The organism is Pseudomonas sp. A214 (assembly GCF_900156295.1).
GTDB lineage: Bacteria > Pseudomonadota > Gammaproteobacteria > Pseudomonadales > Pseudomonadaceae > Aquipseudomonas > Aquipseudomonas rhizophila.
On sequence record NZ_LT707062.1, the window covers coordinates 622,788 to 646,773 of the forward strand.

Annotated in this window: 26 protein-coding genes; 16 read left to right on the top strand and 10 right to left on the bottom strand. The window is 60.2% G+C overall.

The genetic code is table 11. The annotated features are described in order from the left end of the window. The first annotated feature begins 15 nt into the window (after positions 1-15). Both BW979_RS02790 and BW979_RS02795 read left to right on the top strand, forming a co-directional pair. Complete coding sequence (locus BW979_RS02790; protein ID WP_047230076.1) at positions 16-336, top strand: DUF2388 domain-containing protein; 321 nt, start codon at positions 16-18, stop codon at positions 334-336. Further along, a complete protein-coding gene (locus BW979_RS02795; RefSeq protein WP_076383121.1) occupies positions 333-2,294 on the top strand; it encodes a DUF7844 domain-containing protein in 1,962 nt (653 codons plus the stop codon). The genes BW979_RS02790 and BW979_RS02795 overlap by 4 nt, the downstream gene beginning before the upstream one ends. 66 nt (positions 2,295-2,360) lie before the next feature. On the opposite strand, the gene trpA is transcribed toward BW979_RS02795, so the two are convergent. After that, positions 2,361-3,173, bottom strand: a complete 813-nt coding sequence (gene trpA, locus BW979_RS02800; protein ID WP_047230074.1) for a tryptophan synthase subunit alpha — start codon at positions 3,171-3,173, stop codon at positions 2,361-2,363. Next, positions 3,173-4,405: a tryptophan synthase subunit beta gene (gene trpB / locus BW979_RS02805; protein ID WP_076383122.1), complete on the bottom strand. Its 1,233-nt coding sequence runs from the start codon at positions 4,403-4,405 to the stop codon at positions 3,173-3,175. The genes trpA and trpB overlap by 1 nt, the downstream gene beginning before the upstream one ends. Before the next feature lie 112 nt (positions 4,406-4,517). On the opposite strand from trpB, the gene BW979_RS02810 reads away from it, so the two are divergent. Next, entirely contained in the window at positions 4,518-5,435 is a 918-nt protein-coding gene (locus tag BW979_RS02810) for a LysR family transcriptional regulator (protein ID WP_047230072.1), read from the top strand. Here the strand turns inward: BW979_RS02810 and BW979_RS02815 are convergent. Next, the gene (locus tag BW979_RS02815; RefSeq protein WP_003196426.1) at positions 5,408-5,734 is read right to left on the bottom strand and encodes a DUF883 family protein; all 327 of its coding nucleotides are present in this window, start codon (positions 5,732-5,734) and stop codon (positions 5,408-5,410) included. The genes BW979_RS02810 and BW979_RS02815 overlap by 28 nt on opposite strands. A 156-nt stretch (positions 5,735-5,890) precedes the next feature. Here BW979_RS02815 and BW979_RS02820 point away from each other — a divergent pair, with 156 nt between their 5' ends. Together BW979_RS02820 and BW979_RS02825 are read left to right on the top strand one after the other, a co-directional pair. Beyond that, on the top strand, positions 5,891-6,106 hold the full coding sequence (locus tag BW979_RS02820; protein ID WP_003177209.1) for a dodecin: 216 nt from the start codon (positions 5,891-5,893) through the stop codon (positions 6,104-6,106). 116 nt (positions 6,107-6,222) lie between these two features. Further along, positions 6,223-6,447 carry a DUF1161 domain-containing protein gene (locus tag BW979_RS02825; RefSeq protein ID WP_047230071.1) on the top strand — a complete coding sequence of 75 codons (225 nt, stop codon included), beginning with the start codon at positions 6,223-6,225 and terminating at the stop codon, positions 6,445-6,447. A gap of 52 nt (positions 6,448-6,499) precedes the next feature. Here the strand turns inward: BW979_RS02825 and BW979_RS02830 are convergent, their stop codons facing one another. After that, a complete protein-coding gene (locus BW979_RS02830) occupies positions 6,500-7,501 on the bottom strand; it encodes an LLM class flavin-dependent oxidoreductase (RefSeq protein WP_058544936.1) in 1,002 nt (333 codons plus the stop codon). Between the two features lie 238 nt (positions 7,502-7,739). Between BW979_RS02830 and BW979_RS02835 the strand changes: the two genes are divergently transcribed. Both BW979_RS02835 and BW979_RS02840 read left to right on the top strand, forming a co-directional pair. Further along, positions 7,740-8,171, top strand: a complete 432-nt coding sequence (locus BW979_RS02835; RefSeq protein WP_047230069.1) for an OsmC family protein — start codon at positions 7,740-7,742, stop codon at positions 8,169-8,171. A gap of 129 nt (positions 8,172-8,300) precedes the next feature. Next, the gene (locus tag BW979_RS02840) at positions 8,301-8,534 is read left to right on the top strand and encodes a DUF1161 domain-containing protein (protein ID WP_076383123.1); all 234 of its coding nucleotides are present in this window, start codon (positions 8,301-8,303) and stop codon (positions 8,532-8,534) included. Positions 8,535-8,540: 6 nt separating this feature from the next. Here BW979_RS02840 and BW979_RS02845 read toward each other — a convergent pair whose 3' ends face one another. Together BW979_RS02845 and BW979_RS02850 are read right to left on the bottom strand one after the other, a co-directional pair. Beyond that, positions 8,541-8,966 carry a PA0061/PA0062 family lipoprotein gene (locus BW979_RS02845; RefSeq protein ID WP_047230067.1) on the bottom strand — a complete coding sequence of 142 codons (426 nt, stop codon included), beginning with the start codon at positions 8,964-8,966 and terminating at the stop codon, positions 8,541-8,543. Positions 8,967-9,004: 38 nt separating this feature from the next. Next, a complete protein-coding gene (locus BW979_RS02850) occupies positions 9,005-9,418 on the bottom strand; it encodes a PA0061/PA0062 family lipoprotein (RefSeq protein WP_047230066.1) in 414 nt (137 codons plus the stop codon). A gap of 59 nt (positions 9,419-9,477) precedes the next feature. Here BW979_RS02850 and BW979_RS02855 point away from each other — a divergent pair, with 59 nt between their 5' ends. Beyond that, entirely contained in the window at positions 9,478-10,569 is a 1,092-nt protein-coding gene (locus BW979_RS02855) for an aminopeptidase (protein WP_076383124.1), read from the top strand. A 221-nt stretch (positions 10,570-10,790) separates the two neighbouring features. Beyond that, the gene (locus BW979_RS02860; protein WP_047230064.1) at positions 10,791-11,249 is read left to right on the top strand and encodes an REP-associated tyrosine transposase; all 459 of its coding nucleotides are present in this window, start codon (positions 10,791-10,793) and stop codon (positions 11,247-11,249) included. Positions 11,250-11,381: 132 nt separating this feature from the next. On the opposite strand, the gene BW979_RS02865 is transcribed toward BW979_RS02860, so the two are convergent. Both BW979_RS02865 and BW979_RS02870 read right to left on the bottom strand, forming a co-directional pair. Continuing rightward, complete coding sequence (locus BW979_RS02865; RefSeq protein WP_047230063.1) at positions 11,382-12,032, bottom strand: HAD family hydrolase; 651 nt, start codon at positions 12,030-12,032, stop codon at positions 11,382-11,384. Between the two features lie 28 nt (positions 12,033-12,060). Then, positions 12,061-12,606 (bottom strand): gamma carbonic anhydrase family protein, encoded by a 546-nt coding sequence (locus BW979_RS02870; RefSeq protein ID WP_076383125.1) that lies wholly within the window; start codon positions 12,604-12,606, stop codon positions 12,061-12,063. Between the two features lie 72 nt (positions 12,607-12,678). Here BW979_RS02870 and prlC point away from each other — a divergent pair, with 72 nt between their 5' ends. The 3 genes from prlC to BW979_RS02885 all read left to right on the top strand — a co-directional run bounded on the left by prlC (position 12,679) and on the right by BW979_RS02885 (position 17,161). Beyond that, positions 12,679-14,757 carry an oligopeptidase A gene (gene prlC / locus BW979_RS02875; protein ID WP_172833779.1) on the top strand — a complete coding sequence of 693 codons (2,079 nt, stop codon included), beginning with the start codon at positions 12,679-12,681 and terminating at the stop codon, positions 14,755-14,757. Continuing rightward, positions 14,754-15,032, top strand: coding sequence for a YheV family putative zinc ribbon protein (locus tag BW979_RS02880; protein ID WP_047230061.1), 279 nt, complete (start codon positions 14,754-14,756; stop codon positions 15,030-15,032). Before prlC ends, BW979_RS02880 begins: the two co-directional genes overlap by 4 nt. Positions 15,033-15,148: 116 nt before the next feature. After that, positions 15,149-17,161, top strand: a complete 2,013-nt coding sequence (locus tag BW979_RS02885) for a M3 family metallopeptidase (protein WP_076383126.1) — start codon at positions 15,149-15,151, stop codon at positions 17,159-17,161. On the opposite strand, the gene BW979_RS02890 is transcribed toward BW979_RS02885, so the two are convergent. After that, positions 17,142-17,822 (bottom strand): phosphatase domain-containing protein, encoded by a 681-nt coding sequence (locus BW979_RS02890; RefSeq protein WP_047230059.1) that lies wholly within the window; start codon positions 17,820-17,822, stop codon positions 17,142-17,144. The two genes, BW979_RS02885 and BW979_RS02890, sit on opposite strands and share 20 nt — an antisense overlap. A gap of 180 nt (positions 17,823-18,002) precedes the next feature. Here BW979_RS02890 and BW979_RS02895 point away from each other — a divergent pair, with 180 nt between their 5' ends. From BW979_RS02895 to BW979_RS02905, 3 genes are all read left to right on the top strand, one after another. Next, positions 18,003-19,061: a PA0069 family radical SAM protein gene (locus tag BW979_RS02895; protein WP_076383127.1), complete on the top strand. Its 1,059-nt coding sequence runs from the start codon at positions 18,003-18,005 to the stop codon at positions 19,059-19,061. A 203-nt stretch (positions 19,062-19,264) separates the two neighbouring features. Continuing rightward, positions 19,265-19,996, top strand: a complete 732-nt coding sequence (locus tag BW979_RS02900; protein WP_047230057.1) for a carbonic anhydrase — start codon at positions 19,265-19,267, stop codon at positions 19,994-19,996. A 93-nt stretch (positions 19,997-20,089) separates the two neighbouring features. After that, entirely contained in the window at positions 20,090-21,619 is a 1,530-nt protein-coding gene (locus tag BW979_RS02905; protein WP_047230056.1) for a SulP family inorganic anion transporter, read from the top strand. 166 nt (positions 21,620-21,785) lie between these two features. Here BW979_RS02905 and BW979_RS02910 read toward each other — a convergent pair whose 3' ends face one another. Continuing rightward, the gene (locus tag BW979_RS02910) at positions 21,786-22,436 is read right to left on the bottom strand and encodes a hypothetical protein (protein ID WP_047230055.1); all 651 of its coding nucleotides are present in this window, start codon (positions 22,434-22,436) and stop codon (positions 21,786-21,788) included. A 374-nt stretch (positions 22,437-22,810) separates the two neighbouring features. Here BW979_RS02910 and coxB point away from each other — a divergent pair, with 374 nt between their 5' ends. Then, on the top strand, positions 22,811-23,938 hold the full coding sequence (gene coxB / locus BW979_RS02915) for a cytochrome c oxidase subunit II (RefSeq protein ID WP_047230054.1): 1,128 nt from the start codon (positions 22,811-22,813) through the stop codon (positions 23,936-23,938). The last annotated feature ends 48 nt before the right edge of the window (positions 23,939-23,986 follow it).

Genomic DNA, 23,986 nt, shown 5'->3' on the forward strand with positions numbered 1-23,986 from the left:
CTTCGGAGTCGTTCCATGCGTAGCCCGCTGATTGCTGCCACCCTAGGCCTGCTGGTGTTGGCCGATGTGGCCCAGGCACAAACCCTGGTAGCCACCAGTAACATCGTCGTTCGCGCCTCCCAGCGCACGATCGATTTCACCTCCGACACCACCACATCCATCCGTGACTCGAAAATCGTTCGTGAAGCCCATGACGATGCGGCCAGTTTCGTCGCCAGTAACGGGGAAATTCGTGGCGCTCACCTCGAGGCCGCCTTCGACACCTTGCGCACCCGCGTACCGGAAGCCCGCGACGCCAGTGACCAGGTTCTCGCCGAAGCCATCCTCGCATTGTGAGGCCGTTCGCCGTCTGGCTGACGGCCGGGGTCGTGCTGCTCTTGAGCAGCACCGCCCAGGCCGGCCTGCAACTGCACCTTAACGACGAAGGACTGACCCCGGCGCAACAGCAGGCCAGCCAGGCGCTGCTCGATGAAGCGATGCAGGCCCTGCCGCCGCGATTCATCGAACAGCTGGACCGACGCATCAATGTGGGCTGGACCGACCGGATGCCCGCCAACGCCTACGGCCAGGCCTCGCTGGTGTCGCAGTTGGACCTCAATCGCAACCTGCTCGACAGCCTCACCGACGGCAGTGCCGCCACGCAAAAGACCCATCGGCCCCACGGCACCGTGCGGCGGGAAATGCTCGCCACGGTCCTGCATGAACTGACCCACATTTATGATCGCTCGCGTTTATGGCCAAACGCCGAACGCGCGCTGATCCAACGCTGCACCCGACGCACCAGCAGCGCCGGGCTGATCGGCCTTCCCGATGAATGCCGGGGCCAGAACGACCGCCGCTTCACCCTCAGTGATGATCCCCGCTTGCTGGACCTCGCCGGCTGGCCGCAATACGTCGGCCGTCGTGGTGAACGGGAACAGCATAATCGCCAGGTCGCCCGCAGCCCGGACATCTACGAAACGAGCAGCCCCAAGGAGTTCGTCGCGGTCAACATGGAGTACTTTCTCCTGGACCCGAGTTACGCCTGCCGACGGCCAGCACTGTATCGCTATTATCAGGAACACTTTGGCTGGGCCCCCGCCGCCAAGAATACCTGCGCCCCGTCATTCGCGTTCCTCAACGCCGGCAACGACTTTGCCAAGACGCCACTGGGCAAGGTTGATCCAGAGCGGGTCTACGCCATCGATTACCTCTTGGCCGAAGCCAACCAGAACTGGGTCAGCCGCTGGGGCCACAGCATGCTGCGGCTGGTGATCTGCGCGCCGGACCGCCCCCGTGGGCCGGATTGCCGGCTGGATCTGGATCAACACCTGGTGCTGTCATACCGCGCCTTCGTGGGCGATGTGCAGCTGTCGAGCTGGGATGGCCTGGTGGGCAAATACCCGTCGCGCCTGTTCGTACTGCCGCTGGCCCAGGTCATCGATGAATACACCAAGACCGAACTGCGCAGCCTGGCCTCGGTGCCGCTGAACCTGACACGGTCCGAGATCGAGGAAACGGTTGAACACGCCGCCGAAATGCACTGGAGCTATGACGGCAACTATTACTTCCTGTCCAACAATTGCGCGGTGGAAAGCCTGAAATTGCTGCGCAGCGGCAGCAACAATGCGCAGCTCAAGGGGCTGGACAGCATCATGCCCAACGGTTTGCTGGAAGTGCTCAAGGGGCGAGGTCTGGCGGATACCAGCGTGCTCGATGATCCCAAGGAAGCCTTGCGCCTGGGCTACCGCTTCGACTCATTCCGGGAGCGGTATCAGGCCATGTTCGAAGTGCTGAAGAAACACTTGCCGATCAAGCAACAAAACGTGGAAGACTGGCTGGCCCTGAGCGCCGCAGAACGCCGGCCATGGTTTGAACGGGCCGACCTGCGCACCAGCGCGGCGTTACTCCTGCTGGAACAGGCCAGCTATCGCCGACAACTGTTATTGGCCCAGGATGAGGTCAAGCAGCGCTACCTCGGTGCCCGTGAATTACAGAACGGCGGCATGGAAAGGGCCAACGCGACACTGCAGCAGATCCTCGCCAACAGCGGTTTCCTGAGCCGCCCCGCCGAGTTGCTGGGCAGCAGCGGTTACGGGCTACCGCAGCCCAGCGAATGGCAGCGACTGGAATCCGAAAGCAGCTTGCGTCAGAAACAGCTTCAAACACTGACAGGGGATTTGGATAAGGAAGTCAGGGCCTTGCTTGAGCCAAGCCGCGCGGCAGAAATCAGTGCCAGTGAGGCTAACGTCAAAGAGATAGGCGAGCATTTGCGTAAGCTGCACAAGGCGGGTGGCGGGTTGGAGTTGCCTTGAAGCCAAAAAGGGGTTCAGAACTCGGTTCTGAACCCCTTTTTATTACTGGCAGACTCAATCAGGCAATCAGCTAATCCGCGCCTTACGCACCCCATCAGCCAAGGCAGCACATAGGCTCAACACCCCATCGATAGCCTGCTCCGGCGTCTCAGCGCTGGCGATATGGTCGATCAGGGCCGAACCGACCACAACCCCGTCGGCCAACCGTGCGATGGCCGCAGCTTGTTCCGGCGTGCGAATGCCAAAACCAATGCTGATCGGCAGATCGGTGTGACGACGCAGGCGCGTCACGGCTTCTTCCACATGTTCCAGCGTCGCGGCGCCGGCGCCGGTCACGCCGGCCACCGAGACGTAATACACAAAGCCAGAACTACCGTTGAGCACGGTCGGCAAACGCACATCATCGGTGGTCGGCGTGGTCAGGCGAATGAAGTCCAGGCCGGCGGCCTGGGCCGGCTCGCACAACTCACTGTTGTGCTCAGGTGGCATGTCCACCACGATCAGCCCGTCCACGCCAGAGTCCAGCGCTTCGCCAATGAAACGCTGCACGCCGTAGCGATGGATCGGATTGAAGTACCCCATCAGCACCAGCGGCGTATCGCTATTGTCTTCACGGAACTCGCGAACCATCTGCAGGGTTTTCGCCAGATTCTGCTGTGCGCCCAAGGCGCGGATGTTCGCCAACTGGATCGCCGGGCCGTCGGCCATCGGGTCGGTGAACGGCATGCCCAGCTCAATCACGTCAGCACCCGCCGCCGGCAGGCCCTTGAGGATCGCCAGCGAGGTGTCGTAGTCCGGGTCGCCAGCGGTCACGAAAGTCACCAGGGCGGCGCGGTTCTGTTCTTTGAGTTCGGCAAAACGAGTTTGCAGGCGGCTCATCAGTGTTTCTCCTGCTGGGACTGTTCCATGTGGTGCATTACGGTTTGCATGTCTTTGTCGCCACGGCCGGACAGGTTGACCACCATCAGGTGATCCTTGGGCAGGTTCGGGGCACGCTTGAACACTTCAGCCAGGGCGTGAGCGCTTTCCAGGGCAGGAATGATTCCCTCCAGGCGACAGCATTTGTGAAAGGCTTCCAAGGCTTCGGCGTCGGTGACCGAGGTGTACTGGACACGGCCAATGTCGTGCAACCAGGCGTGTTCAGGGCCGATGCCCGGGTAATCGAGGCCAGCGGAAATCGAATGGGCATCGATGATCTGGCCGTCATCGTCCTGCAACAGGAAAGTACGGTTGCCGTGCAATACACCGGGGACACCGCCGTTCAGGCTGGCAGCATGCTTGCCGGTCTCGATACCGTAGCCGGCGGCTTCGACGCCGATGATTTCCACGCTCTTGTCGTCCAGGAACGGATGGAACAGGCCCATGGCGTTGGAACCGCCGCCGATGCACGCCACCAGGCTGTCGGGCAAACGACCTTCCTGGGCTTGCAACTGATCGCGGGTTTCCTTGCCAATCACTGCCTGGAAGTCGCGAACCATGGCCGGGTACGGGTGCGGGCCGGCCACGGTGCCGATCAGGTAGAACGTGCTGTCAACGTTGGTCACCCAGTCGCGCAGCGCCTCGTTCATAGCATCCTTGAGCGTACCGGTGCCGGCGACCACCGGGATGACTTCGGCACCGAGCAGCTTCATGCGGAAAACGTTGGCCTGCTGGCGCTCGATGTCGGTGGTCCCCATGTAGATCACGCAATCCAGGCCGAAACGTGCGGCCACGGTCGCCGTGGCCACGCCGTGCATGCCGGCGCCGGTCTCGGCAATGATGCGTTTCTTGCCCATGCGCCGCGCCAGCAGGATCTGGCCGATGCAGTTGTTGATCTTGTGCGCGCCAGTGTGGTTCAGCTCTTCGCGCTTGAGGTAGATCTTGGCGCCGCCGCAGTATTCGGTCAGGCGCTCAGCGAAATACAGCGGGCTTGGGCGTCCGACGTAGTCACGCTGGAAGTAGGCCAGTTCTTCAATGAACGCCGGATCTTCCTTCGCCGCTTCGTATTCGCGGGCCAGATCGAGGATCAGCGGCATCAGGGTTTCGGCCACATAACGACCGCCGAATGCACCGAACAGACCGTTGGCGTCCGGGCCACTGCGCAGGTTGAAAGGGATTGTAGGCTGGGTCATCGGGCGCTCCAGGCGAATGCGTAAAAAGACAATGAGGTCCACTCTACCCCTGACATCCCGCGCTGAAAACCGATAAGATCGCCGCAACCTGTCAGGAAAACTCACAGATAAAATGAGCCATGACCTTCCCCCGCTCAACGCCTTGCGCGCCTTCGAAGCCACTGCCCGCCTGAACAGCGTCAGTCAGGCGGCCGAACAGCTGCATGTCACCCATGGTGCGGTTAGCCGACAGTTGAAGGTGCTGGAAGAACACTTGGGCGTCAGCCTGTTCATCAAGGAGGGGCGCGGCCTTAAACTCACAGATGCGGGCATGCGTCTGCGCGACGCCAGCGCCGAGGCGTTCGAGCGATTACGTACCGTCTGTGCGCAGCTGACGCAAAGCACGGCAGATGCACCATTCGTATTGGGCTGTTCCGGTAGTCTGCTGGCGCGCTGGTTCATTCCTCGCCTGGGCCGGCTCAACGCCGACCTGCCGGATCTGCGTTTGCATCTCTCCGCTGGCGAAGGCGACCTGGACCCGAGGCGACCGGGGCTTGACGCGTTGCTGGTATTCGCAGAACCGCCGTGGCCGGCAGACATGCAGGTCTATGAACTGGTCAGCGAGCGGATCGGCCCGGTCATGAGCCCTCATTACGCCGGTTTCGCCCGTCTGCAAAACGCCCCGCCAAGTGCAATCCTGGGCGAGGCGCTGCTGCATACCACCTCCCGTCCCCAGGCGTGGCCCACCTGGGCACGACAAAACGCCCTTGAGCCCAAGGCGCTGAAGTTCGGGCAGGGTTTCGAGCATTTGTATTACTTGCTGGAGGCGGCCGTGGCGGGGCTCGGGGTGGCCATCGCACCCGAACCGCTGGTCGCCGAGGATGTGCGCGCCGGGCGCCTTGTCGCGCCGTGGGGCTTTGACGAAACCCCGGCGCGACTGGCGTTGTGGCTACCCAAGCGCGCCGCGGACGGGCGCGCTCGGCAATTGGCGCAATGGCTCAGGCATGAGCTGAACCAGCCGACTCAGTCGCCGCGCTTGCACAGCAAATAAGCCGCCAACAAACCCAGGGCCCCGACCGCGACGCCAGCGGTGGTCCAAGGATGCTCCTGAGCGTAATCACGGGTGGCGATTCCGGTTTCACGGGTTTTCACCTTGACCTCTTCATACGCGTCGCTCAGCAGATGCCGGGAATGTTTCAGCGCGTTTTCGGCGTTTGCCTTCAGCGACTTGAGGGTCTTACGCGACTCGTCCGAAGCGTCGTCCTTCAGGCTTTCCAACGACTTGAGCAGACTCTCGATCTCCGCTTCCATGCTTTGCAACGAGGCTTTACGTAACGAATTGCTGGCCATGGTGGCTCTCTCCTGCAGTGGTTGAGTGGCGTGTGTGAATTGGGACTCCAGCCGTTTCTGAAAGTGCAGTAAATCTGAACTTTCACCCGGTAAAAGGCGACACACGTAAGGCGAAAATTCGCTGCTAGGCTGTTAAAGACAACCAAGGAGAACGTCATGAGTGATCACCACACGTACAAAAAAGTCGAACTGGTCGGCTCCTCTCCCACCAGCATCGAAGACGCCATCAACAATGCGCTGGCCGAAGCCAGCAAAAGCCTCAAGCACCTGGAGTGGTTCGAAGTCACGGAAACCCGCGGACACATCGAAAATGGCCGGGCCGCGCACTTTCAGGTGACCATTAAAGTCGGCTTCCGCATTGCCAATAGCTGACGGGCTGTGAACTTGCACGCTGGCGGAGTGCCATAGGGAATGGCGATGCGCTATCTGGCAAGCGCGTCATGTCTGTTCGATCCCTGCCCTATTGATCCGACCAAGGAGTGCGAGCGATGAAAAATTTGATGTTGGCCCTGGGTTTGCTGAGCCTTGCGGGTACTGCGTTTGCCGCCGGCAAGCCATGCGAGGAGCTGAAAAGCGAGATCGCAGCGAAAATCGATGCCAAAGGTGCATCGGGTTATACGCTGGAAATTGTCGATAAGGGTACGGCTACTGACGGAGACGTCGTCGGCTCCTGCGAAGGCGGCACGAAGGAAATCGTCTACAAGAAGGGCTGATACTTCAGGAAGGTCAAAGCCGACGCATGCGTCGGCTTTTTTATGCGCGTGATCAGCCTTTCATGACCTGCGCCAGCAACTCATAGGAGTGCAGGCGATCAGCATGCTCATACAGGTCGCTGGTGAAGATCAATTCATCGGCCTGGGTTTGCTCGATCAGCACTTCGAGCTTGGCGCGAATTTTCTGCGGGCCGCCGACCATGGCCAGGCCCAGGAAGTCACCAACCGCCTCTTTCTCATGGGGCAACCAGAGACCGTTCATGGTTTCCACAGGCGGGCGCTGCACCAGGCTCTGGCCACGCATCAGGGCCAGGATCCGCTGATACACCGAGGTCGCCAGGTAATCAGCCTGTTCGTCCGTGTCGGCTGCCACCAAAGGCACGCCGAGCATCACGTAAGGCTTGTCGAGCACCGCCGACGGCTTGAAGTGATTGCGATAAATACGGATCGCCTCATGCATGTAGCGCGGTGCGAAATGGGAAGCGAAGGCGTAGGGCAAGCCGCGCTCGCCGGCCAGTTGCGCACTGAACAGGCTCGAGCCCAGCAGCCAGACCGGCACGTTGGTCCCGGTGCCGGGCATGGCGATGATGCGTTGATCCGGCGTACGTGGGCCGAGGTAGCGCATCAGTTCGGCCACGTCTTCAGGGAAATCGTCCGCGCTACCGGAGCGCTCGCGACGCAACGCCCGGGCAGTCATCTGATCGGACCCGGGCGCGCGCCCCAGGCCAAGATCAATACGGCCTGGATAGAGGCTTTCGAGCGTGCCGAACTGTTCGGCGATGATCAACGGCGCATGGTTGGGCAGCATCACGCCGCCGGAGCCGACCCGAATGGTCGAAGTGCCCCCCGCCAGATAGCCCAGCAGTACCGCCGTCGCGGAGCTGGCGATGCCATCCATGTTGTGGTGCTCGGCGACCCAGAAGCGGGTATAGCCGTATTTTTCCACGTGCTGCGCCAGGTCCAGCGAGTTGCGCAAGGACTGGGCAGCGTTGCCATCAGCGCGCACAGGCACGAGGTCGAGGGTCGAGAACTTCACTTCGGACAGCTGTTTCATGGGCCGGAATCTCCAACGGCATGAGGGGCTTTTCCTACGGGCAAAAGCCTGCCGTTTCTATAGGTGTGTTCCATGCAATGTGGGCATATACCCGAGTTTCAATAGCTACCATGAAATTTCCTACTAAATCGGTCGGCTAATCGACAGGATGAACTTTATCGGGCGGTCTATCCTCACAACCCTGACAACGAAAAACACCCAGGCGCGAACCCTCGCGCCGGATATTGAGGAGGCAGACATGGCTATCATCAAGAAAGCATCGGCTCATTGGGAAGGTGACCTGAAAACCGGCATCGGCTCCATCTCCACGGAAACCGGCGTGCTGCGCGAAGCCCCCTATGGCTTCAAGGCGCGCTTCGAAGGCGGCAAGGGCACCAACCCGGAAGAACTGATCGGCGCGGCCCATGCGGGCTGCTTCTCCATGGCGTTTTCGATGATCCTTGGCGAGGCTGGGCTCACAGCCAGCAGTATCGATACCAACGCCGATGTCACCCTCGATCAGGTCGAGGGCGGCTTTGCGATTACGGCAGTGAAACTGACGCTTAAAGCGAAGATCCCCGGCGCCAGCCAGGAGCAATTCGAAGAGCTGAGCAACAAGGCCAAGGAAGGTTGCCCGGTTTCCAAAGTGCTGAACGCCAAGATTACGCTGGATGCGACGCTGGTGAGCTGATGCGATACCCATCACAGCCTTCAGCTGCGGCTGAAGGCTGTGATCTGTTTACCCTGCAGCAATTGTGGTCGAATGCACACCTGCAGTTTCAGCGCACAGGCAGTGCGCGCTGTCATGAGGAATTCGAGCATGAAACGATTCGCCCTGGCGGTCATCAGTTGCGCATTGGCCACGTCGGCCCTCGCGGCCCCCAAATCCTGTGAAGAACTGAAAGCGGAAATCGAAGCGAAGATCCAGGCGAATAACGTGCCTTCCTACACATTGGAAATCGTGACCAATGATGAGGTGCATGATGAAAATATGGTCGTGGGCAGGTGCGAAAACGGCACGAAAAAGATCATCTACCAGAAGAACGACAGCTAAGCCGTCCTACGGAACGCAATTGACCTGCCGTTCTTCGGCCACGATTTCACGCTTGGCGTTATAGAGTCGGGCGCTGGGGGTAAACGCCAGATTGCGACCCTCCAGGCGATAACGCTGGCCCGCCTCGAAATGGTCGTAACGCACAAGCATGTAGCACAGCCGCTCTTGCGGCTCGGCTTGCATACCCAGCCCACCACCGCCAGGCACCTCGAAGTCGAAACGCACTTTCAGTTCGTGGCTGCCCGGAGAAACCTGGAAGAAACGTCCGTCCTGCAGTCGTTGGCCATCCAGGCTTTCAGCCATCAGCATCTTGCCGCCCGGCATGGGCGTGGCGAAGTCGATCCAGGCCATGTTCGGATCAACCTTGGGCGGCGGGCTGGTTGCACAGCCGCTCATGGAGACAAAGGCCAATAGCAGCAGAGGTAGGCGCATGATGATTTCCTGAAGTCAGACAATGAGAATAGCGCCGATCAGCTTTGCTGACAGCCTGCTGGCGTGCCTTGGCCCACGACTTTTCGCTGTTGATCATAGAGCTTGGCCCATGGACGGAAACCGATGTTGCCAGCCTGCAACTGATAACGCTGGCCTGCGTTGAAGTCCTTGAACTTCACATTCAACCGGCAATCGCGCCACAGTGGCTCGGCATTCGGGCCGATGTTGCCGGGCTCGACGGCAAATTGATAACGCACCGTCAGCTCATGGCTGCCCGGCTGCACTTCAAAATAACGTCGGTCGAGAGACGTCTTGTCATCGACTTCCAGCGCTTGCAGCGCCGTGTCCTGATGGCTTCCCAGGTCGATCCATGCCTGCGACGGATCGGGATCGGGCAAACCGGCGCAACCGCTCAGCAGCAACAGGCCACTCGTCAGCATCAATACGCGCATAGCGAAGCTCCAGGCAGGCGGGATAGTCTTGTGGGCAGACTTTCCCAGGGTGATTCCAATTGATCAGGCCGCATCCAAGCCATCGGTTACTCGACCGTGTTTTCCGGATTTTGTTTCCAGGCCTCCTGCTTTTGTTACTCAACGGTTGTGCAAGCGTGGGTTACTACAGTCAGCTCGCCAGTGGACAGCTACGGCTGTTGCAGGCCCGAGAGCCGATCGACCAAGTGATTGCCGACCCCGCCCGCGATCCTACATTGCGGGCTCATCTGGCCCAGGCGCGTGCGGCACGAACGTTTGCCAGTGCGCAGCTGCACCTGCCGGACAACAAAAGCTACCGCCTGTATGCGGACATTGGCCGCCCATTCGTGGTCTGGAATGTCTTCGCCACGCCAGAATTTTCCCTAGCCCCGCAAAACCACTGTTTCCCCATCGCCGGTTGCGTGGCCTATCGCGGCTACTACAGCCAGGGCGCCGCCCGTGGCGAGGCAGCCTTGCAACGCTTGCGGGGCATGGATGTGGCGATTGGTGGCGTAGAGGCCTACTCGACGCTGGGCTGGTTCAACGACCCGATCCTGAGCTCAATGATGCACTGGGGCGACGAACGCCTGGCGACGCTGATCTTTCATGAACTGGCGCACCAGCGCTTCTACGTAAAGGACGACACCGAATTCAATGAATCCTTTGCCACCTTCGTCGAACAGCAAGGCACCCGGCAATGGCGCGCCAGTCGCGGGCTGGCCCCGGACAATGGCAAACGGATGCGCCAGCGCGAGCAATTCATCCAACTGGTCCTGGACACGCGTCAGCGGCTGGAACAGCTCTATACCCAACCCCTGCCAGCCGAACAGATGCGCCAGCGCAAGGCCGAAGAGTTCCAGCGCCTGCGCAGCGACTATGAACAACTGCGCGATACCCAGTGGGCGGGCGACAAATACTTCGACGCCTGGGTCTATGCGCCGCTGAACAATGCGCGGCTATTGCCGTTCGGGTTGTATAGCCAGTGGGTACCAGCGTTTGCGGCGCTGTTTCAACAGGAAGGCGGAGACTGGGTTGCGTTTTATGCCGCAGTGGAAAAGCTTGGCAGTTTGCCGATTGATGAGCGCAAAGCGGCACTGAAAGCGTTGGCAGGATCGGAGACTTCCGGTGAATGAACCGGCCTCATCGCGAGCAAGCTTTGCTCCCACAGAGCAGTGCTCGGAATTATGTTCCCACAGGGCAGTATTCGGAATGAAGCGCTAAGGGGTGTCATCTGTGGGAGCAAGGCTTGCCCGCGATGACGTCTGCCCAGACACATCCTGCTCCAACATTCCAAGTCAGATCCGTTGCTGCTGTCCTAGCCTTGAGACAAAGGACAGATCAAGGAGGATCACTTATGACGACACTGCCTCACTCCAATCAGTTGCGTTTCGGGCGCTATTCGCAGTCTGGGCAAATCTATTTGCTGACAGTGAATACGCGCAACCGCGAGCCGCTTTTTGGCCGCTTCAAGACAGGACGCTTGGTGGTTGATGCCTTTCGCAAGGCTCAGGAAGAGCAATTTGCCCATTCGTTGGCCTGGGTGGTGATGCCGGACCATTTTCACTGGTTGATCGAGTTGCAGGGGATCGGACTTTCAAAGCTGATGGCGAGAACGAAGTCTCGGACCACGGTCACCTTCAATCGATTGATGCAGCGGGAAGGATCGCTTTGGCAGGAGGGATTCCATGACCGAGCCATTCGTAAGGAGGAAGACTTACAAGCAGTTGCACGGTATATCGTGGCGAATCCGCTACGGGCGGGTTTAGTCAGGAAAATTGGGGACTATTCATTGTGGGATGCTGTATGGGTATGAGTCGGTTCAGGCTGTGTCCATGAGGGCCTTATCGCGGGCAAGCCTTGCTCCCACAGAGCAGTACCAGAATGCCTGAGGACCAAGGCATGCCCCTGCCTGTGGGAGCAAGGCTTGCCCGCGATCGCAATATGACTACCCCTGCAAAAACGCCCGATGCAACTCATCCAGCGTCTGAAAGTGATACGCCGGGCCCTCGGCATTCAGCTCCTCATAACTGCCAAACCCATAGCCCACCGCCGCCGCATCCAGCCCATTGCTACGAGCCCCAATCAAATCGTGCTTGCGGTCGCCAATCATCAAGGTATTCGCCGGGTCGAGCCCTTCTTCAGCCATCAGGTGAGCAATCAACTCAACTTTGTCGGTGCGTGTACCGTCCAGCTCACTGCCATAGATCACTTTGAAGTGCCGGGCGAAGTCAAAGTGGCGGGCGATTTCGCGGGCGAAGACCCAGGGTTTGGAGGTGGCGATGTACAACTGCCGGCCCTGCTCGCCCAGGGTTTCCAGCAGGGGCATCACACCGTCGAAGACGCGGTTTTCGTACAACCCGGTGACTTTGAAGCGTTCGCGATAGAAATTCACCGCCTCCCAGGCTTTCGCCTCATCGAAGTCATAAAACTGCATGAAGGCCTGCAACAGTGGCGGGCCGATAAAGTGTTCGAGACGGGTCAGGTCGGGTTCGTCGATACCCAGTTGGCTCAGGGCGAACTGGATCGAACGGGTGATGCCCTCGCGGGGGTCGGTGAGGGTGCCGTCGAGGTCGAAGAGTACGGTCTGGTAATGCATGCAAATTCCTGGGTAAGGGCGGGACGATTCAGAGCCGGTCGTAGCCTTCGGCCAGATGCAGGTCCTTGAGCTTCACGTAGTTCACAGCGCTGTAGGTGAAAAAGGCGCGTTCCTTGTCGGTCAGCGGCCGGGCCTGTTTTACCGGGCTGCCTACATACAGGAAGCCGCTCTCCAGGCGTTTGCCCGGCGGTACAAGGCTGCCGGCGCCGATGATCACGTCATCTTCAACCACCGCGCCGTCCATGACGATGCTGCCCATGCCGATCAAGACCCGGCTGCCCACCGAGCAGCCATGGAGCATGACCTTGTGGGCAATGGTCACGTCATCGCCGATCAGCAGCGGGAAGCCATCGGGATTGAAGGGGCCGGCGTGGGTGATGTGCAGCACGCAGCCATCCTGGACGCTGGTACGGGCACCGATACGGATGCGGTGCATGTCGCCGCGAATGACCGTCAGCGGCCAGACGGAGCTGTCTTCGCCGATTTCAACGTCGCCGATCACCACCGCGGTGCTGTCGACAAAAGCGCCGCGGGCAAGCCGTGGGCTGTGATTCTGGTACGTGCGAAGGGTCACGATAGGCTCTCTCTTATCCGGTGATAGGCGCTGCTAGCTGCGGTGAACGTCGATTGTAATTAAGATGGGTCCATGTTTCTTCCAGCCAAGGTGTCAACCGTGAGCGTGAACAACCCTCTTTTGCAACCCTACGACCTGCCGCCGTTCTCGACGATCCGTGCCGAGCACGTGCAACCGGCCATCGAGCAGATCCTGGCTGACAACCGTGCCGCCATTGCCGAGATCCTCAAGACCCAGGGCACTCAGCCTACCTGGGCCGGCCTGGTGCTGGCGATGGACGAGCTCAATGATCGCCTGGGCGCGGCCTGGAGCCCGGTGAGCCATTTGAACGCCGTGCGTAACAGCCCCGAACTGCGCGAAGCCTACGAGGCCTGCCTGCCGGCGCTGAGTGCTTACTCCACGGAGCTGGGCCAGAACCGCGAGCTGTTCCAGGCCTTCGAAGCCTTGGCGAGCAGCCCCGAAGCCGCCGGTTTCGACGTGGCGCAGAAAACCATCCTGGAACATTCCCTGCGGGACTTCCGTCTGTCGGGTATCGATCTGCCGCCCGAGCAGCAGCAACGCTACGCCGAAGTGCAAAGCAAACTGTCGGAACTGGGCAGCCGCTTCTCCAACCAATTGCTGGACGCGACCCAGGCCTGGACCAAACACATCACCTCTGAGGCCGCCCTCGCCGGCCTGACCGACTCGGCCAAGGCGCAAATGGCCGCGGCCGCCCAGGCCAAAGAGCTGGACGGTTGGCTGATCAACCTGGAATTCCCCAGCTATTACGCGGTGATGACCTACGCCGAAGACCGCGCCCTGCGTGAAGAAGTCTACGCTGCGTACTGCACACGCGCGTCAGACCAGGGCCCCAACGCCGGTCAGAACGATAACACTCCAGTGATGGAGGAAATCCTCGACCTGCGCCAGGAATTGGCCCAACTGCTGGGCTTCGCCAACTTCGCCGAGTTGAGCTTGGCGACCAAAATGGCCGAATCCAGCGATCAGGTGCTCAGTTTCCTGCGCGACCTGGCCAAGCGCAGCAAACCATTCGCCGCCCTGGATCTGGAACAGCTGAAGGCGTTCGCCGCCGAACAGGGCTGCCCCGACCTGCAAAGCTGGGACAGCGGCTTCTACGGTGAAAAGCTGCGCCAGCAGCGTTACAGCGTGGCCCAGGAAGCCCTGCGCGCCTACTTCCCGATCGACAAGGTATTGAGCGGCCTGTTCGCCATCGTGCAGCGCCTCTACGGCATCGAGATCGCCGAGCTGAAAGGCTTCGACACCTGGCATCCGGACGTGCGCCTGTTCGAAATCAAGGAGAACGGCCAGCACGTCGGCCGCTTCTTCTTCGATCTCTACGCCCGCGCCAACAAGCGCGGCGGCGCCTGGATGGATGGCGCCCGCGACCGTCGGCGCACCTTCGATGGCGTGCTGCAAAGCCCGGTCGCCAACCTGGTGTGCAACTTCACCCCGGCCGACAGCGGCAAACCCGCGCTGCTGACCCACGACGAAGTCACCACCCTGTTCCACGAGTTCGGCCATGGCCTGCACCACCTGCTGACCCGCGTCGAACATGCCGGCGTGTCCGGCATCAACGGCGTGGCCTGGGATGCCGTGGAGCTGCCGAGCCAGTTCATGGAAAACTGGTGCTGGGAGCCCGAAGGCCTCGCGCTGATTTCCGGTCACTATGAAACCGGCGAACCGCTGCCCCAGGACCTGCTGGAAAAAATGCTCGCGGCGAAAAACTTCCAGTCCGGCCTGATGATGGTCCGCCAACTGGAGTTCTCGCTGTTCGACTTCGAGCTGCACGCCACCCATGGCGATGGACGCAGCGTGCTGCAAGTGCTCGAAGGCGTGCGCGACGAAGTCTCGGTGATGCGTCCACCGGCCTACAACCGCTTCCCCAACAGCTTTGCCCACATCTTCGCCGGCGGTTATGCGGCGGGCTACTACAGCTATAAGTGGGCGGAAGTGTTGTCGGCCGATGCGTTCTCCAAGTTCGAAGAGGATGGCGTGCTCAACGCCGACACCGGTCGCGCCTTCCGTGAAGCGATCCTGGCCCGTGGCGGCTCCCAGGAGCCGATGGTGCTGTTCGTCGACTTCCGTGGCCGTGAGCCATCGATTGACGCACTCTTGCGCCACAGCGGCCTGACCGAGGACGCAGCAGCATGAGCGAGGGGCCTGTGATTACCAAAAGGCGCTTTATCGCCGGGGCAGTCTGCCCGGCGTGCAGCGAACCGGACAAGTTGATGATGTGGAACGAAGACGGCGTGCCGCACCGTGAGTGTGTGGCCTGCGGTTATTCCGACACGCTCAACGAACAAGGTCTGTCGGTGCCTAAGGAGTTGGGCACCCGGGTCAACACATCGGCGCTCAAAGTCCCGGACGCCAAGGTCCAGGCGGTACAGTTTTTCCCCAATCCCAAGTTGAAGAAAAAAACCGACTGAAATCTTCGGCATCACCTTCCGGGCCGCCCGGCCCGGAAGCGATACATATATACCGCAACGCGTCACGCCTTCCTCCTCAGACTGCTCACCCAGTCCAGACAGACAGGAAGGCTGCCATGCCCGACAATGACAATCCGCTGTTGCAGGCCTATGACCTGCCCCCCTTTGCGCAGATCCAAGCCAAACATTTTTCACCGGCCCTCGACCGGATCCTTGCCGAGAGCCGCGATCAAGTGGCCGACATCATCAAGACTCAGACTCCTTTCCCCACCTGGGACGACCTGGTGTTGGCCATGGACGAGATTCACGCCCGCTTGAAGGGTTTCGACGACCTGCTGGATCTGCTGGCGTCCACCCGGCCGGGAGACGACTGGGCCCAGGCTTCGCTCGACTGCAGCGAACGGGTGCACGATTTCCAGAGCGCGCTGAGACACAATCGCCAATTGTTCCAACTCTATGAGCGCTTGGCCAACAGCGAGATTGCCAGGCACTTCGAACCGCCTCGTAAAAGAGTTCTGGAGAAGGCCCTGCGCCAGTTTCGCCAGCACGGGTTGGCCCATACCGCACCGTCAGACTTGAAAGCCCTGCAGCAACGCATTCAACAGGGCCGGGAATTGTTCCTCGATCAGTTGCACAAGGCCAACAAGGCCTGGAGCAAAGCGTTCGACGATGAGGCTCAGTTGAGCGGCCTGGCGCCGCAATTCAAACAACAGCTGGCCAAACAGGCCCGCGAGGCCGGGCGCACGGGATGGCTGCTGACCCTCAGTGATGCATCGTTTGGCATCGTCACCAGCTACGCGGACAATCGTCTTTTGCGCAAAGAGGTGTACCTGGCCTACAGCACACGCGCCTCGGACCAAGGCCCCGACGCTGGCCGGTTTGATAACAGCGAGGTGCTCAGACGCTTGCTGGAAGATCGTCGTCGATATGCCACGTTACTGGGTTATTCGAATTTCGCTCAAATGGTGATCGAGCCTGAGCAAGCCGAGTCTCCCGAACAGGTGATGGGGTTCTTGCGCGATCAGCTTGAACAGCAACAAGGCCTCTTTGCCCGTGACGCTGAACAGCTCAGGGCATTTGCCCGGAAGCAAGGTTTCACCGAGCTTCAACCTTGGGATTACCCATATCTGGTAGAAAAACTTCGTCAGCATACGGCCGGCATCTCGAAGCTGGCCCTCAGCGCCTGGTTCGAGCTGGAGTCCACCTTTTCACAGCTATTGCTGATCGCCAAGGATCTGTTTGGGGTGGACATTCTCGAACGCGCTGACGCGGCCACCTGGCATCCGGACGTGCGTCTTTTCGAAGTCCGCGAGTGGGACCAGACCATCGGCTACATCTATTTCGATCCGTTCGAGGATGCGAACAGAGACGGTTACCCGAACACCACCACCCTGCGAAACCGCCGCATCACGGCCGAGGGCCGGCCCCGACATCCCATCGCCGTGTTGCACGGCTGGCTGGCGCGCAGTTCAGATGCATCGCCGGTCTTGCTCGACCATCTGCAACTGCGAATTCTCTTTCATGAGTTCGGCCATTGCTTGCACCATGTGTTGACCCGCGCCGAGTATCGCGACGTATCGGGCATCACCGAGCTCTCCCGGGACACCTCGGAATTTGCCGGGGTGCTACTGGAACAATGGTGCTTTACCCGGCAATGCCTGGTCCGTCTGTCAAAGCATTACCGGACCGGCGCGGCCACGCCCGATGCCATCGCCGATCAGTTGCTGACCTTCGCCAACACTCAAGCCAGCTGGGAAACCGCCTCGCTGCTGCGCAACGCGCTGTTTGACATGGAACTGCACCTGACCCACGGCGATGGGCGCACGGCTCAGCAGGTATTCGATCAAGTCAGCGCCCAAGTCGGACATCTGCCCGTATGGGGGAGCGAACGCTGGCCCAATGGCCTGGATTACATGGTGACCGGTTATGCGGCGCGGATTTACGCCTATGCCTGGTCAAAAGCGTTGGCAATCACCGCGTTCCAAAGGTTTGAGCAGGAGGGGTTGTTCAACGGGACAACAGGCCGGGCGTTGCGTGAAACAATATTCGGCCCTGGCGATTCAAGACCTCTGGCCGAGTCCGTGGCAGCCTTTGCAGGGATGCCAGCCGTCAGGGTGAAGGGCGAATAACCTGTCGGTCGGGCTGACGAGTCGTGATGACGGAACCGACCCAGCTTTGCAGCGAGCAAAGAGCAAAAACGCTGGTACTGCAGTCGCCGTTGGCCAGCGCAACACGGAGCTTCTCAACATCGGCCCGCATCATGTAACGAACCCCGTCCTTGAAGTGCGGGTTGTTGCCGAAGCCGCCTTCAGTCATTTCGTTCAAGGCCTCCTCTTTGCTCCAGCCCTGTACGACCACCCTGTACATGGCCGCCACCAACCCGGTGCGGTCCGAACCATGCTTGCAGTGCATCAATACCGGGCCATCGGTTTCGGCAGCCTGAATGGCGCGCAAGGCAGCGAGGATGTCGCTGTCGTCCACATGATTGGTGCGATAAGGCAACTGCACTTGCTTGACGCCGGGTGTGGATAACCAACTGGCGTCCGAATCCGGCAGAAATGTGATGACTGTGCCGATGTTGAGCCTCGTCAGCAGAGGCAAGGCATCCGCGTCCGGCAAGGCGCTGCGGTAAAGCGCCGGCGACATTTGATAAAGGTTGTAGCGCTTTTCCACCGGCTGGGCCCATTCGGAAGACCTTGCCTCGCCCAGATCGGCCGCCAGGGCTTGGGACTCGGCAAAGACCAGGAACAAGGACAGGAGGAGCAGCGAGCGGGAATAGAGTTTGAACATGCGTGGACGACCGAAACGAAGAAGAACGAGACGGTCAGTTTCGGCACGAGCCGGTTAAAGGCCTGTGAGCAAGACGTCAACACGACGTGAACACGATCCATAGCGGTGGGCTGCTGAACGGCGCTGGCCTAATTGAATTCCAGCGAATACTGTATGCACATACAGCAACGGAGCCTTCCAATGTCCATCTCTCTTCCGCCCCGTGGCCGTGGCACCGCCACCAACCCGCACAACCGCTTCGCCCCGAGTCGCTCGGTGGTCGAAGATGATGGCTGGTATCAGGAAGTACCGCCGACCCAAGGCACCGAAGTGCGGATCGAAACGGCCAAAACCATCATCACCCGCAACACCTCGCCGGATCTGCCTTTCGACCGCTCCATCAATCCATACCGGGGCTGTGAACATGGCTGTATCTACTGCTATGCGCGGCCCAGCCACGCTTACTGGGACATGTCGCCCGGGCTGGATTTCGAAACCAGACTGATCGCCAAGACCAATGCCGCCGACGTACTGGAGGAACAGCTGTCCAGGCGTGGCTATCAATGCGCCCCAATCAACCTGGGCTCCAATACCGACCCTTACCAGCCGATCGAACGCGAACATCGCATTACGCGCCGGATTCTCGAAGTGCTGCTGCGCTACCGTCATCCGGTGACCATCGTCACCAAAGGCTCGCTGATTCTGCGCGACTTGGACCTGCTGACCGAGCTGGCGCAACAGCGCCTGGTAAAGGTCATGATCAGCCTCACCACCCTGGACGATGAACTCAAGCGCATCCTCGAACCGCGCGCGGCGGCGCCCAAGGCGCGATTACGGGCGATCAAGGTCATGCGCGAGGCGGGCATTCCCGTGGGGGTGCTGTGTTCGCCGATGATCCCGATGATCAACGACAGCGAGATTGAAAATCTGCTGGCCGAGGCCCATGCCGCCGGCGCGCAGAGTGCTTCCTACATCATGTTGCGTCTGCCATTGGGGGTCGCGCCGCTGTTTGAAGAATGGCTGCAGGCGCACTACCCGCAACGCGCGGCTCATGTGCTGAGCCTGGTTCGCCAGAGCCGTGGCGGCGAACTGTATGACAGCCGCTTCGGTTCTCGGATGCGTGGCGAAGGCCCGTTCGCCGACCTGCTGGCGCAGCGTTTCGCCAAGGCGCTCAAGCGTCTGGGGCTTGAGCGCCGGGAAGGTTACAATCTCGATTGCGACGCCTTTTGTCCGCCGGGCCGACAGATGTCTTTGATTTGATTAAAGTTGAACGTGGGGCATGGGCAGGCATGAGCGTCGCTTGCTTCCCGGCCACACCTGTAATCGTTGTTCTAGAGCCTTTGATTCAGTTTGAGTTAAGTTTCGGTCGCTACCTTGTTCATCGAGTGACTGACAAGTCGAACATTTCGACCTGGATGTTTTTTAACCAGCCACTGGCGCTATACCGTCAAAGAGGATGAATCATGAGTGACAAGGATAAACAGCCGTTGGCTGCGTCGGCTTCAGCCCAACCCGAGGCGGAAACCGCCGATGCAGCGCTGCAGCATATTGTTGACGGCTTTTTGCATTTCCATCACGAAATCTTTCCCCAGCAGGAAGAGCTCTTCAAGAAACTCGCCACGGCGCAAGCGCCTAGGGCGATGTTCATCACCTGCGCCGATTCGCGCATCGTGCCCGAGCTGATTACCCATAGCTCCCCAGGCGACCTGTTCGTGACCCGCAACGTCGGCAACGTCGTTCCGCCGTACGGGCAGATGAACGGCGGCGTCTCCACCGCCATCGAATACGCCGTGCTGGCCCTCGGTGTGCAGCACATCATCGTCTGCGGTCACTCCGACTGCGGCGCCATGCGTGCGGTGTTGAATCCCGACACTCTGGAAAAAATGCCCACGGTCAAAGCCTGGTTGCGCCACGCCGAAGTGGCCAAGACCATGGTTCATGACAACTGCCCGTGCGGCGACGAAAAACAGATCATGCCCATCCTCACCGAAGAGAACGTGATCGCGCAGCTGCAGCATTTGCGAACGCATCCCTCGGTCGCCTCTCGCATGGCCAACGGCCAATTGTTCATCCATGGTTGGGTGTACAACATCGAGACCAGCGAGATCAAAGCCTACGACGCGGACCAGGGCTGTTTCCTGCCGCTCGATGGCAGCCATCCGATACCGGTGGCGACGCCTAAAGCGCGCTTCTAACCACTCCTAAACATCCTTGCGTGGTACAAGCCCAGCCTGCCATTTGAGCGGTCGGGCCTTGCCATGCCTGAAGAAAACTTCGGGAGAGTCGCCATGCGTGCTGCTCAATTAAAAGCTGTTCTGCCACGGGAGCTGTTGGCTTCCGTGGTGGTGTTTCTGGTGGCGCTGCCCTTGTGCATGGGCATTGCCATCGCGTCCGGCCTGCCACCGGCCAAAGGTCTGATCACCGGCATCATCGGTGGTCTGGTGGTGGGTTTTCTGGCCGGCTCCAAGTTGCAAGTCAGCGGCCCGGCCGCCGGGTTGGCGGTACTGGTCTTCGAACTGGTGCGCCAGCACGGCGTCGCGATGCTCGGGCCGATTCTGCTGTTGGCCGGTCTTCTACAGTTACTGGCCGGGCGCTTTCGCCTGGGCTGCTGGTTCCGGGTAACCGCGCCCGCGGTGGTCTACGGCATGCTGGCGGGTATCGGTGTGCTGATCGTGTTGTCCCAGGTCCATGTGATGCTCGACGCGGTGCCTAAGCCGTCGGGGCTGGATAATCTGGCGGCGTTCCCTGCGGCAGTGGCCCAGGCGTTGCCGTCGTTCGGCTGGCAGGCGGGTCTGCTCGGTTTGTCGACGATTGCGGTGATGTGGCTGTGGGAAAAGTTTCGCCCTCACAGCTTGCGCTTTGTTCCCGGTGCCTTGCTCGGCGTGGGCCTGGCGACCATTGCCAGCCTGCTGCTGGCCTTGCAGGTCAAGCGCGTGGAAGTCCCGGAGAACCTTGCCGAAGCCATTGATTGGCTGCGCCCGGCGGACCTGCTGAACCTGGCCGACCCCACGTTGCTGATCGCCGCCTTCGCTGTCGCTTTCATCGCCAGTGCCGAAACGCTGCTCTCGGCCGCTGCCGTGGACCGCATGCACAGCGGCGAACGCGCAGACTTCGACCGGGAACTGTCCGCCCAGGGCATCGGTAACATGCTCTGCGGTCTGCTCGGCGCCCTGCCGATGACCGGCGTGATCGTGCGCAGTTCGGCCAACGTCCAGGCCGGGGCCACCACGCGGATGTCGACGATTTTCCATGGCCTGTGGCTGTTGCTCTTCGTGCTTCTGCTGTCCAGCGTGCTACAGAGCATTCCGGTGGCGAGCCTGGCGGGTGTGTTGGTGTACACCGGTTTCAAACTGGTGGATCTCAAGGCGTTTCGCGGGCTGGGACGGTATGGCCGGATGCCGATGTTCACCTATGCCGCGACGGCGCTGGCGATCATCTTCACCGACCTGCTGACCGGCGTATTGATCGGTTTCGGCCTGACCCTGGCAAAACTGGCCTGGAAAGCTTCCCGACTGAAAATCAGCCTGATCGATCTGCCCCAGGAGGGTGAGATGGAATTGCGACTGGTGGGGGCGGCAACCTTCCTGAAGGTTCCGGCGCTGACCCAGGTGCTGGGCACCATTCCGACAGGCGCGACGGTGCATGTGCCGCTCAATAACCTGAGCTACATCGACCATTCGTGCCTGGAGCTTTTGGAAGAATGGGGCCGGGCGAATGCCAGCAAGGGCTCGAAGTTGTTGATCGAATCCCGTGGGCTCAAGCGCAGGCTGGAAGGGCGCTTGCGCACCACGGTAGGGGTGGGCGCAGCGGCTACCTGACACCTTGAGCAAAATGTGGGAGCGAGCCTGCTCGCGATAGCGGTGAATCAGTCGACATTAATGTTGCAGGTTCAACCGCTATCGCGAGCAGGCTCGCTCCCCCAGGGATCTGTGGTGGACACAATTTTTGTGAACACCCACAAGGGGGATGAGTGTTTCAGCCAGATCAAGCCGCCGGCTGATCCAGCTCCAGCCCTACTCCCAACTGCCGCGACAGGCACGGCCAGCGTTTCCAGGCAGCGCCCGTGTCCGGGTTGCTGAGTTTTTCCCGGTAAGACTCCACCGACTCCAGCGCAAAGCTGTCTTCGTCGAGCATTTCATCGACCGCGTGATGCACCGCTTCATCCAGTTGATTGGCAAAGGGTTCGCCGATCAAATGGTGAGCGATCAGGTTGGCCACCGTCATATCCAACGGAATCAGCGGCTGGCCGAAGTGCTTGATGTACAGGTCGTTGACCTCCTCCACCAGCCGATGGGCCAGGTAGGCTTCGTCCAGCAGGCTGTCCAGGCCAACGTGACCCTCCATGACCTTGGGTGGCTGGAGGAAAAACTGCTCGGCGATTTTCAGCACCGGTTTGATCTGCGATTCGATGCCAGCTTCGCGGGCCACCTCGTTGGCTGCGTCCAGCAGGTCGGGCACTTGCTCGATATACGCGGTGACAAAGCGGGTCATCACGCCCTTGGCGTCGATGTCCGGCAGTTGGATCGCGGCGTGCAGGTTCGGCAGCTGAGCTTCCAGCTGACGCGTCAGTTGGCCGGTTTCGGCCTCATGTTGTTGGGCTTTTTGGATCTGCTCGCGCAATGCGGCGGTGTTCATGACAACTCCAGGGAACAAGGCAATGAAATAAGGAAGACATAACTTAGCTGGCGCAAAAACACTCCTAAGACCTATTTTTCATAAACCTACTCATCCTTGATACGTCGCAGTTATATCGGTTTGCCATCACTCAGGTTCGCATCCTTCTCCATTCGTGGGCTCTAGCGCAAGCCCTGCCTGTTTCAAACGATTTACGCCATCGCGTTGCGAGGTTGCAGTCGCTGTCTATACTCGGTTTGGAATGGAGTTAGCTGATGACACCCGATTGCATGTGCAGCAAGGCGCGGCGAGTCAAGTTGGTAGTCTGAAGTAGCCGATCCCTTGCCGCTGGCGTTACGCCGACGGGATAACAAGAACGATAAGGGGAACCCGCAATGACGCGACATCCACACGTATGGATGGGCCTCCTGTTGTGGTCGATTTTCAGCCAGGCGCAAGCGGCCTGGACTGTGAATATGGCGCCTGGAGCGACACAGATCAGCAATGCAGTGTTCGACCTGCACATGACCATCTTCTGGATCTGTGTAGTGATCGGCATCATCGTCTTCGGCGCCATGTTCTGGTCGATGATGATGCACCGCCGCTCAACCGGCCAGAACGCGGCCAATTTCCACGAAAACACCCGCGTCGAAATCCTCTGGACCATCGTGCCTTTCCTGATCCTGGTTGCCATGGCGGTTCCCGCCACCGCGACCCTGATCAAGATGTACGACTCCAGCGAGTCGGACATCGATATCCAGGTCACCGGCTATCAGTGGAAGTGGCACTACAAGTACCTGGGGCAGGACGTCGAGTTCTTCAGCAACCTGGCCACCCCCGCCGAACAAATCAATAACCAGAGCGCCAAGGGCGAACATTACCTGCTGGAAGTCGACAAACCGCTGGTGCTGCCGGTCGATGCCAAGGTGCGCTTTCTGGTGACCTCCGCCGACGTGATCCACTCCTGGTGGGTGCCGGCGTTCGCGGTCAAGCGCGATGCGATTCCCGGCTTCGTCAACGAAGCCTGGACCCGCGTCGACAAGCCCGGCCTGTATCGCGGCCAATGCGCCGAACTGTGCGGCAAGGACCACGGGTTCATGCCCATCGTTGTCGAGGTCAAGAGCAAGCCCGACTACGAAGCATGGCTGGCCGAGCGCAAGGCCGAAGCGGCGCAACTCAAAGAGCTGACCAGCAAGGAATGGACCCTGCAAGAGCTCATCGAACGCGGCGACAAGGTCTATCACACCACCTGCGTGGCCTGTCACCAGGCCGAAGGCCAGGGCCTGCCGCCGATGTTCCCGGCGCTCAAGGGCTCGAAAATCGCCACTGGCCCTGTGGCTGATCACCTGAACATTGTCTTCCACGGCAAACCGGGCACCTCCATGGCGGCGTTCGGCAAACAGTTGTCGGAAGTCGATATCGCGGCGGTCGTGACCTATGAACGTAACGCCTGGGGCAACAACAAGGGCGACATGGTTACGCCTAAACAAGTGCTGGAACTCAAACAGGCAGAAAGCCAATGAGCCGGCCTGACGTTTGTTCCCGCAACCGGTCGCAGCTCATCGCCGCGC

Bases quoted from the DNA above. Each gene is read 5' to 3' on its own strand.
- BW979_RS02790 (WP_047230076.1), top strand. From the start codon at position 16: ATGCGTAGCCCGCTGATTGCTGCCACCCTAGGCCTGCTGGTGTTGGCC.
- trpA (WP_047230074.1), bottom strand. From the start codon at position 3,173: ATGAGCCGCCTGCAAACTCGTTTTGCCGAACTCAAAGAACAGAACCGC.
- trpB (WP_076383122.1), bottom strand. From the start codon at position 4,405: ATGACCCAGCCTACAATCCCTTTCAACCTGCGCAGTGGCCCGGACGCC.
- BW979_RS02810 (WP_047230072.1), top strand. From the start codon at position 4,518: ATGAGCCATGACCTTCCCCCGCTCAACGCCTTGCGCGCCTTCGAAGCC.
- BW979_RS02815 (WP_003196426.1), bottom strand. From the start codon at position 5,734: ATGGCCAGCAATTCGTTACGTAAAGCCTCGTTGCAAAGCATGGAAGCG.
- BW979_RS02820 (WP_003177209.1), top strand. From the start codon at position 5,891: ATGAGTGATCACCACACGTACAAAAAAGTCGAACTGGTCGGCTCCTCT.
- BW979_RS02825 (WP_047230071.1), top strand. From the start codon at position 6,223: ATGAAAAATTTGATGTTGGCCCTGGGTTTGCTGAGCCTTGCGGGTACT.
- BW979_RS02830 (WP_058544936.1), bottom strand. From the start codon at position 7,501: ATGAAACAGCTGTCCGAAGTGAAGTTCTCGACCCTCGACCTCGTGCCT.
- BW979_RS02835 (WP_047230069.1), top strand. From the start codon at position 7,740: ATGGCTATCATCAAGAAAGCATCGGCTCATTGGGAAGGTGACCTGAAA.
- BW979_RS02840 (WP_076383123.1), top strand. From the start codon at position 8,301: ATGAAACGATTCGCCCTGGCGGTCATCAGTTGCGCATTGGCCACGTCG.
- BW979_RS02845 (WP_047230067.1), bottom strand. From the start codon at position 8,966: ATGCGCCTACCTCTGCTGCTATTGGCCTTTGTCTCCATGAGCGGCTGT.
- BW979_RS02850 (WP_047230066.1), bottom strand. From the start codon at position 9,418: ATGCGCGTATTGATGCTGACGAGTGGCCTGTTGCTGCTGAGCGGTTGC.
- BW979_RS02860 (WP_047230064.1), top strand. From the start codon at position 10,791: ATGACGACACTGCCTCACTCCAATCAGTTGCGTTTCGGGCGCTATTCG.
- BW979_RS02865 (WP_047230063.1), bottom strand. From the start codon at position 12,032: ATGCATTACCAGACCGTACTCTTCGACCTCGACGGCACCCTCACCGAC.
- prlC (WP_172833779.1), top strand. From the start codon at position 12,679: ATGTTTCTTCCAGCCAAGGTGTCAACCGTGAGCGTGAACAACCCTCTT.
- BW979_RS02880 (WP_047230061.1), top strand. From the start codon at position 14,754: ATGAGCGAGGGGCCTGTGATTACCAAAAGGCGCTTTATCGCCGGGGCA.
- BW979_RS02885 (WP_076383126.1), top strand. From the start codon at position 15,149: ATGCCCGACAATGACAATCCGCTGTTGCAGGCCTATGACCTGCCCCCC.
- BW979_RS02890 (WP_047230059.1), bottom strand. From the start codon at position 17,822: ATGTTCAAACTCTATTCCCGCTCGCTGCTCCTCCTGTCCTTGTTCCTG.
- BW979_RS02895 (WP_076383127.1), top strand. From the start codon at position 18,003: ATGTCCATCTCTCTTCCGCCCCGTGGCCGTGGCACCGCCACCAACCCG.
- BW979_RS02900 (WP_047230057.1), top strand. From the start codon at position 19,265: ATGAGTGACAAGGATAAACAGCCGTTGGCTGCGTCGGCTTCAGCCCAA.
- BW979_RS02905 (WP_047230056.1), top strand. From the start codon at position 20,090: ATGCGTGCTGCTCAATTAAAAGCTGTTCTGCCACGGGAGCTGTTGGCT.
- BW979_RS02910 (WP_047230055.1), bottom strand. From the start codon at position 22,436: ATGAACACCGCCGCATTGCGCGAGCAGATCCAAAAAGCCCAACAACAT.
- coxB (WP_047230054.1), top strand. From the start codon at position 22,811: ATGACGCGACATCCACACGTATGGATGGGCCTCCTGTTGTGGTCGATT.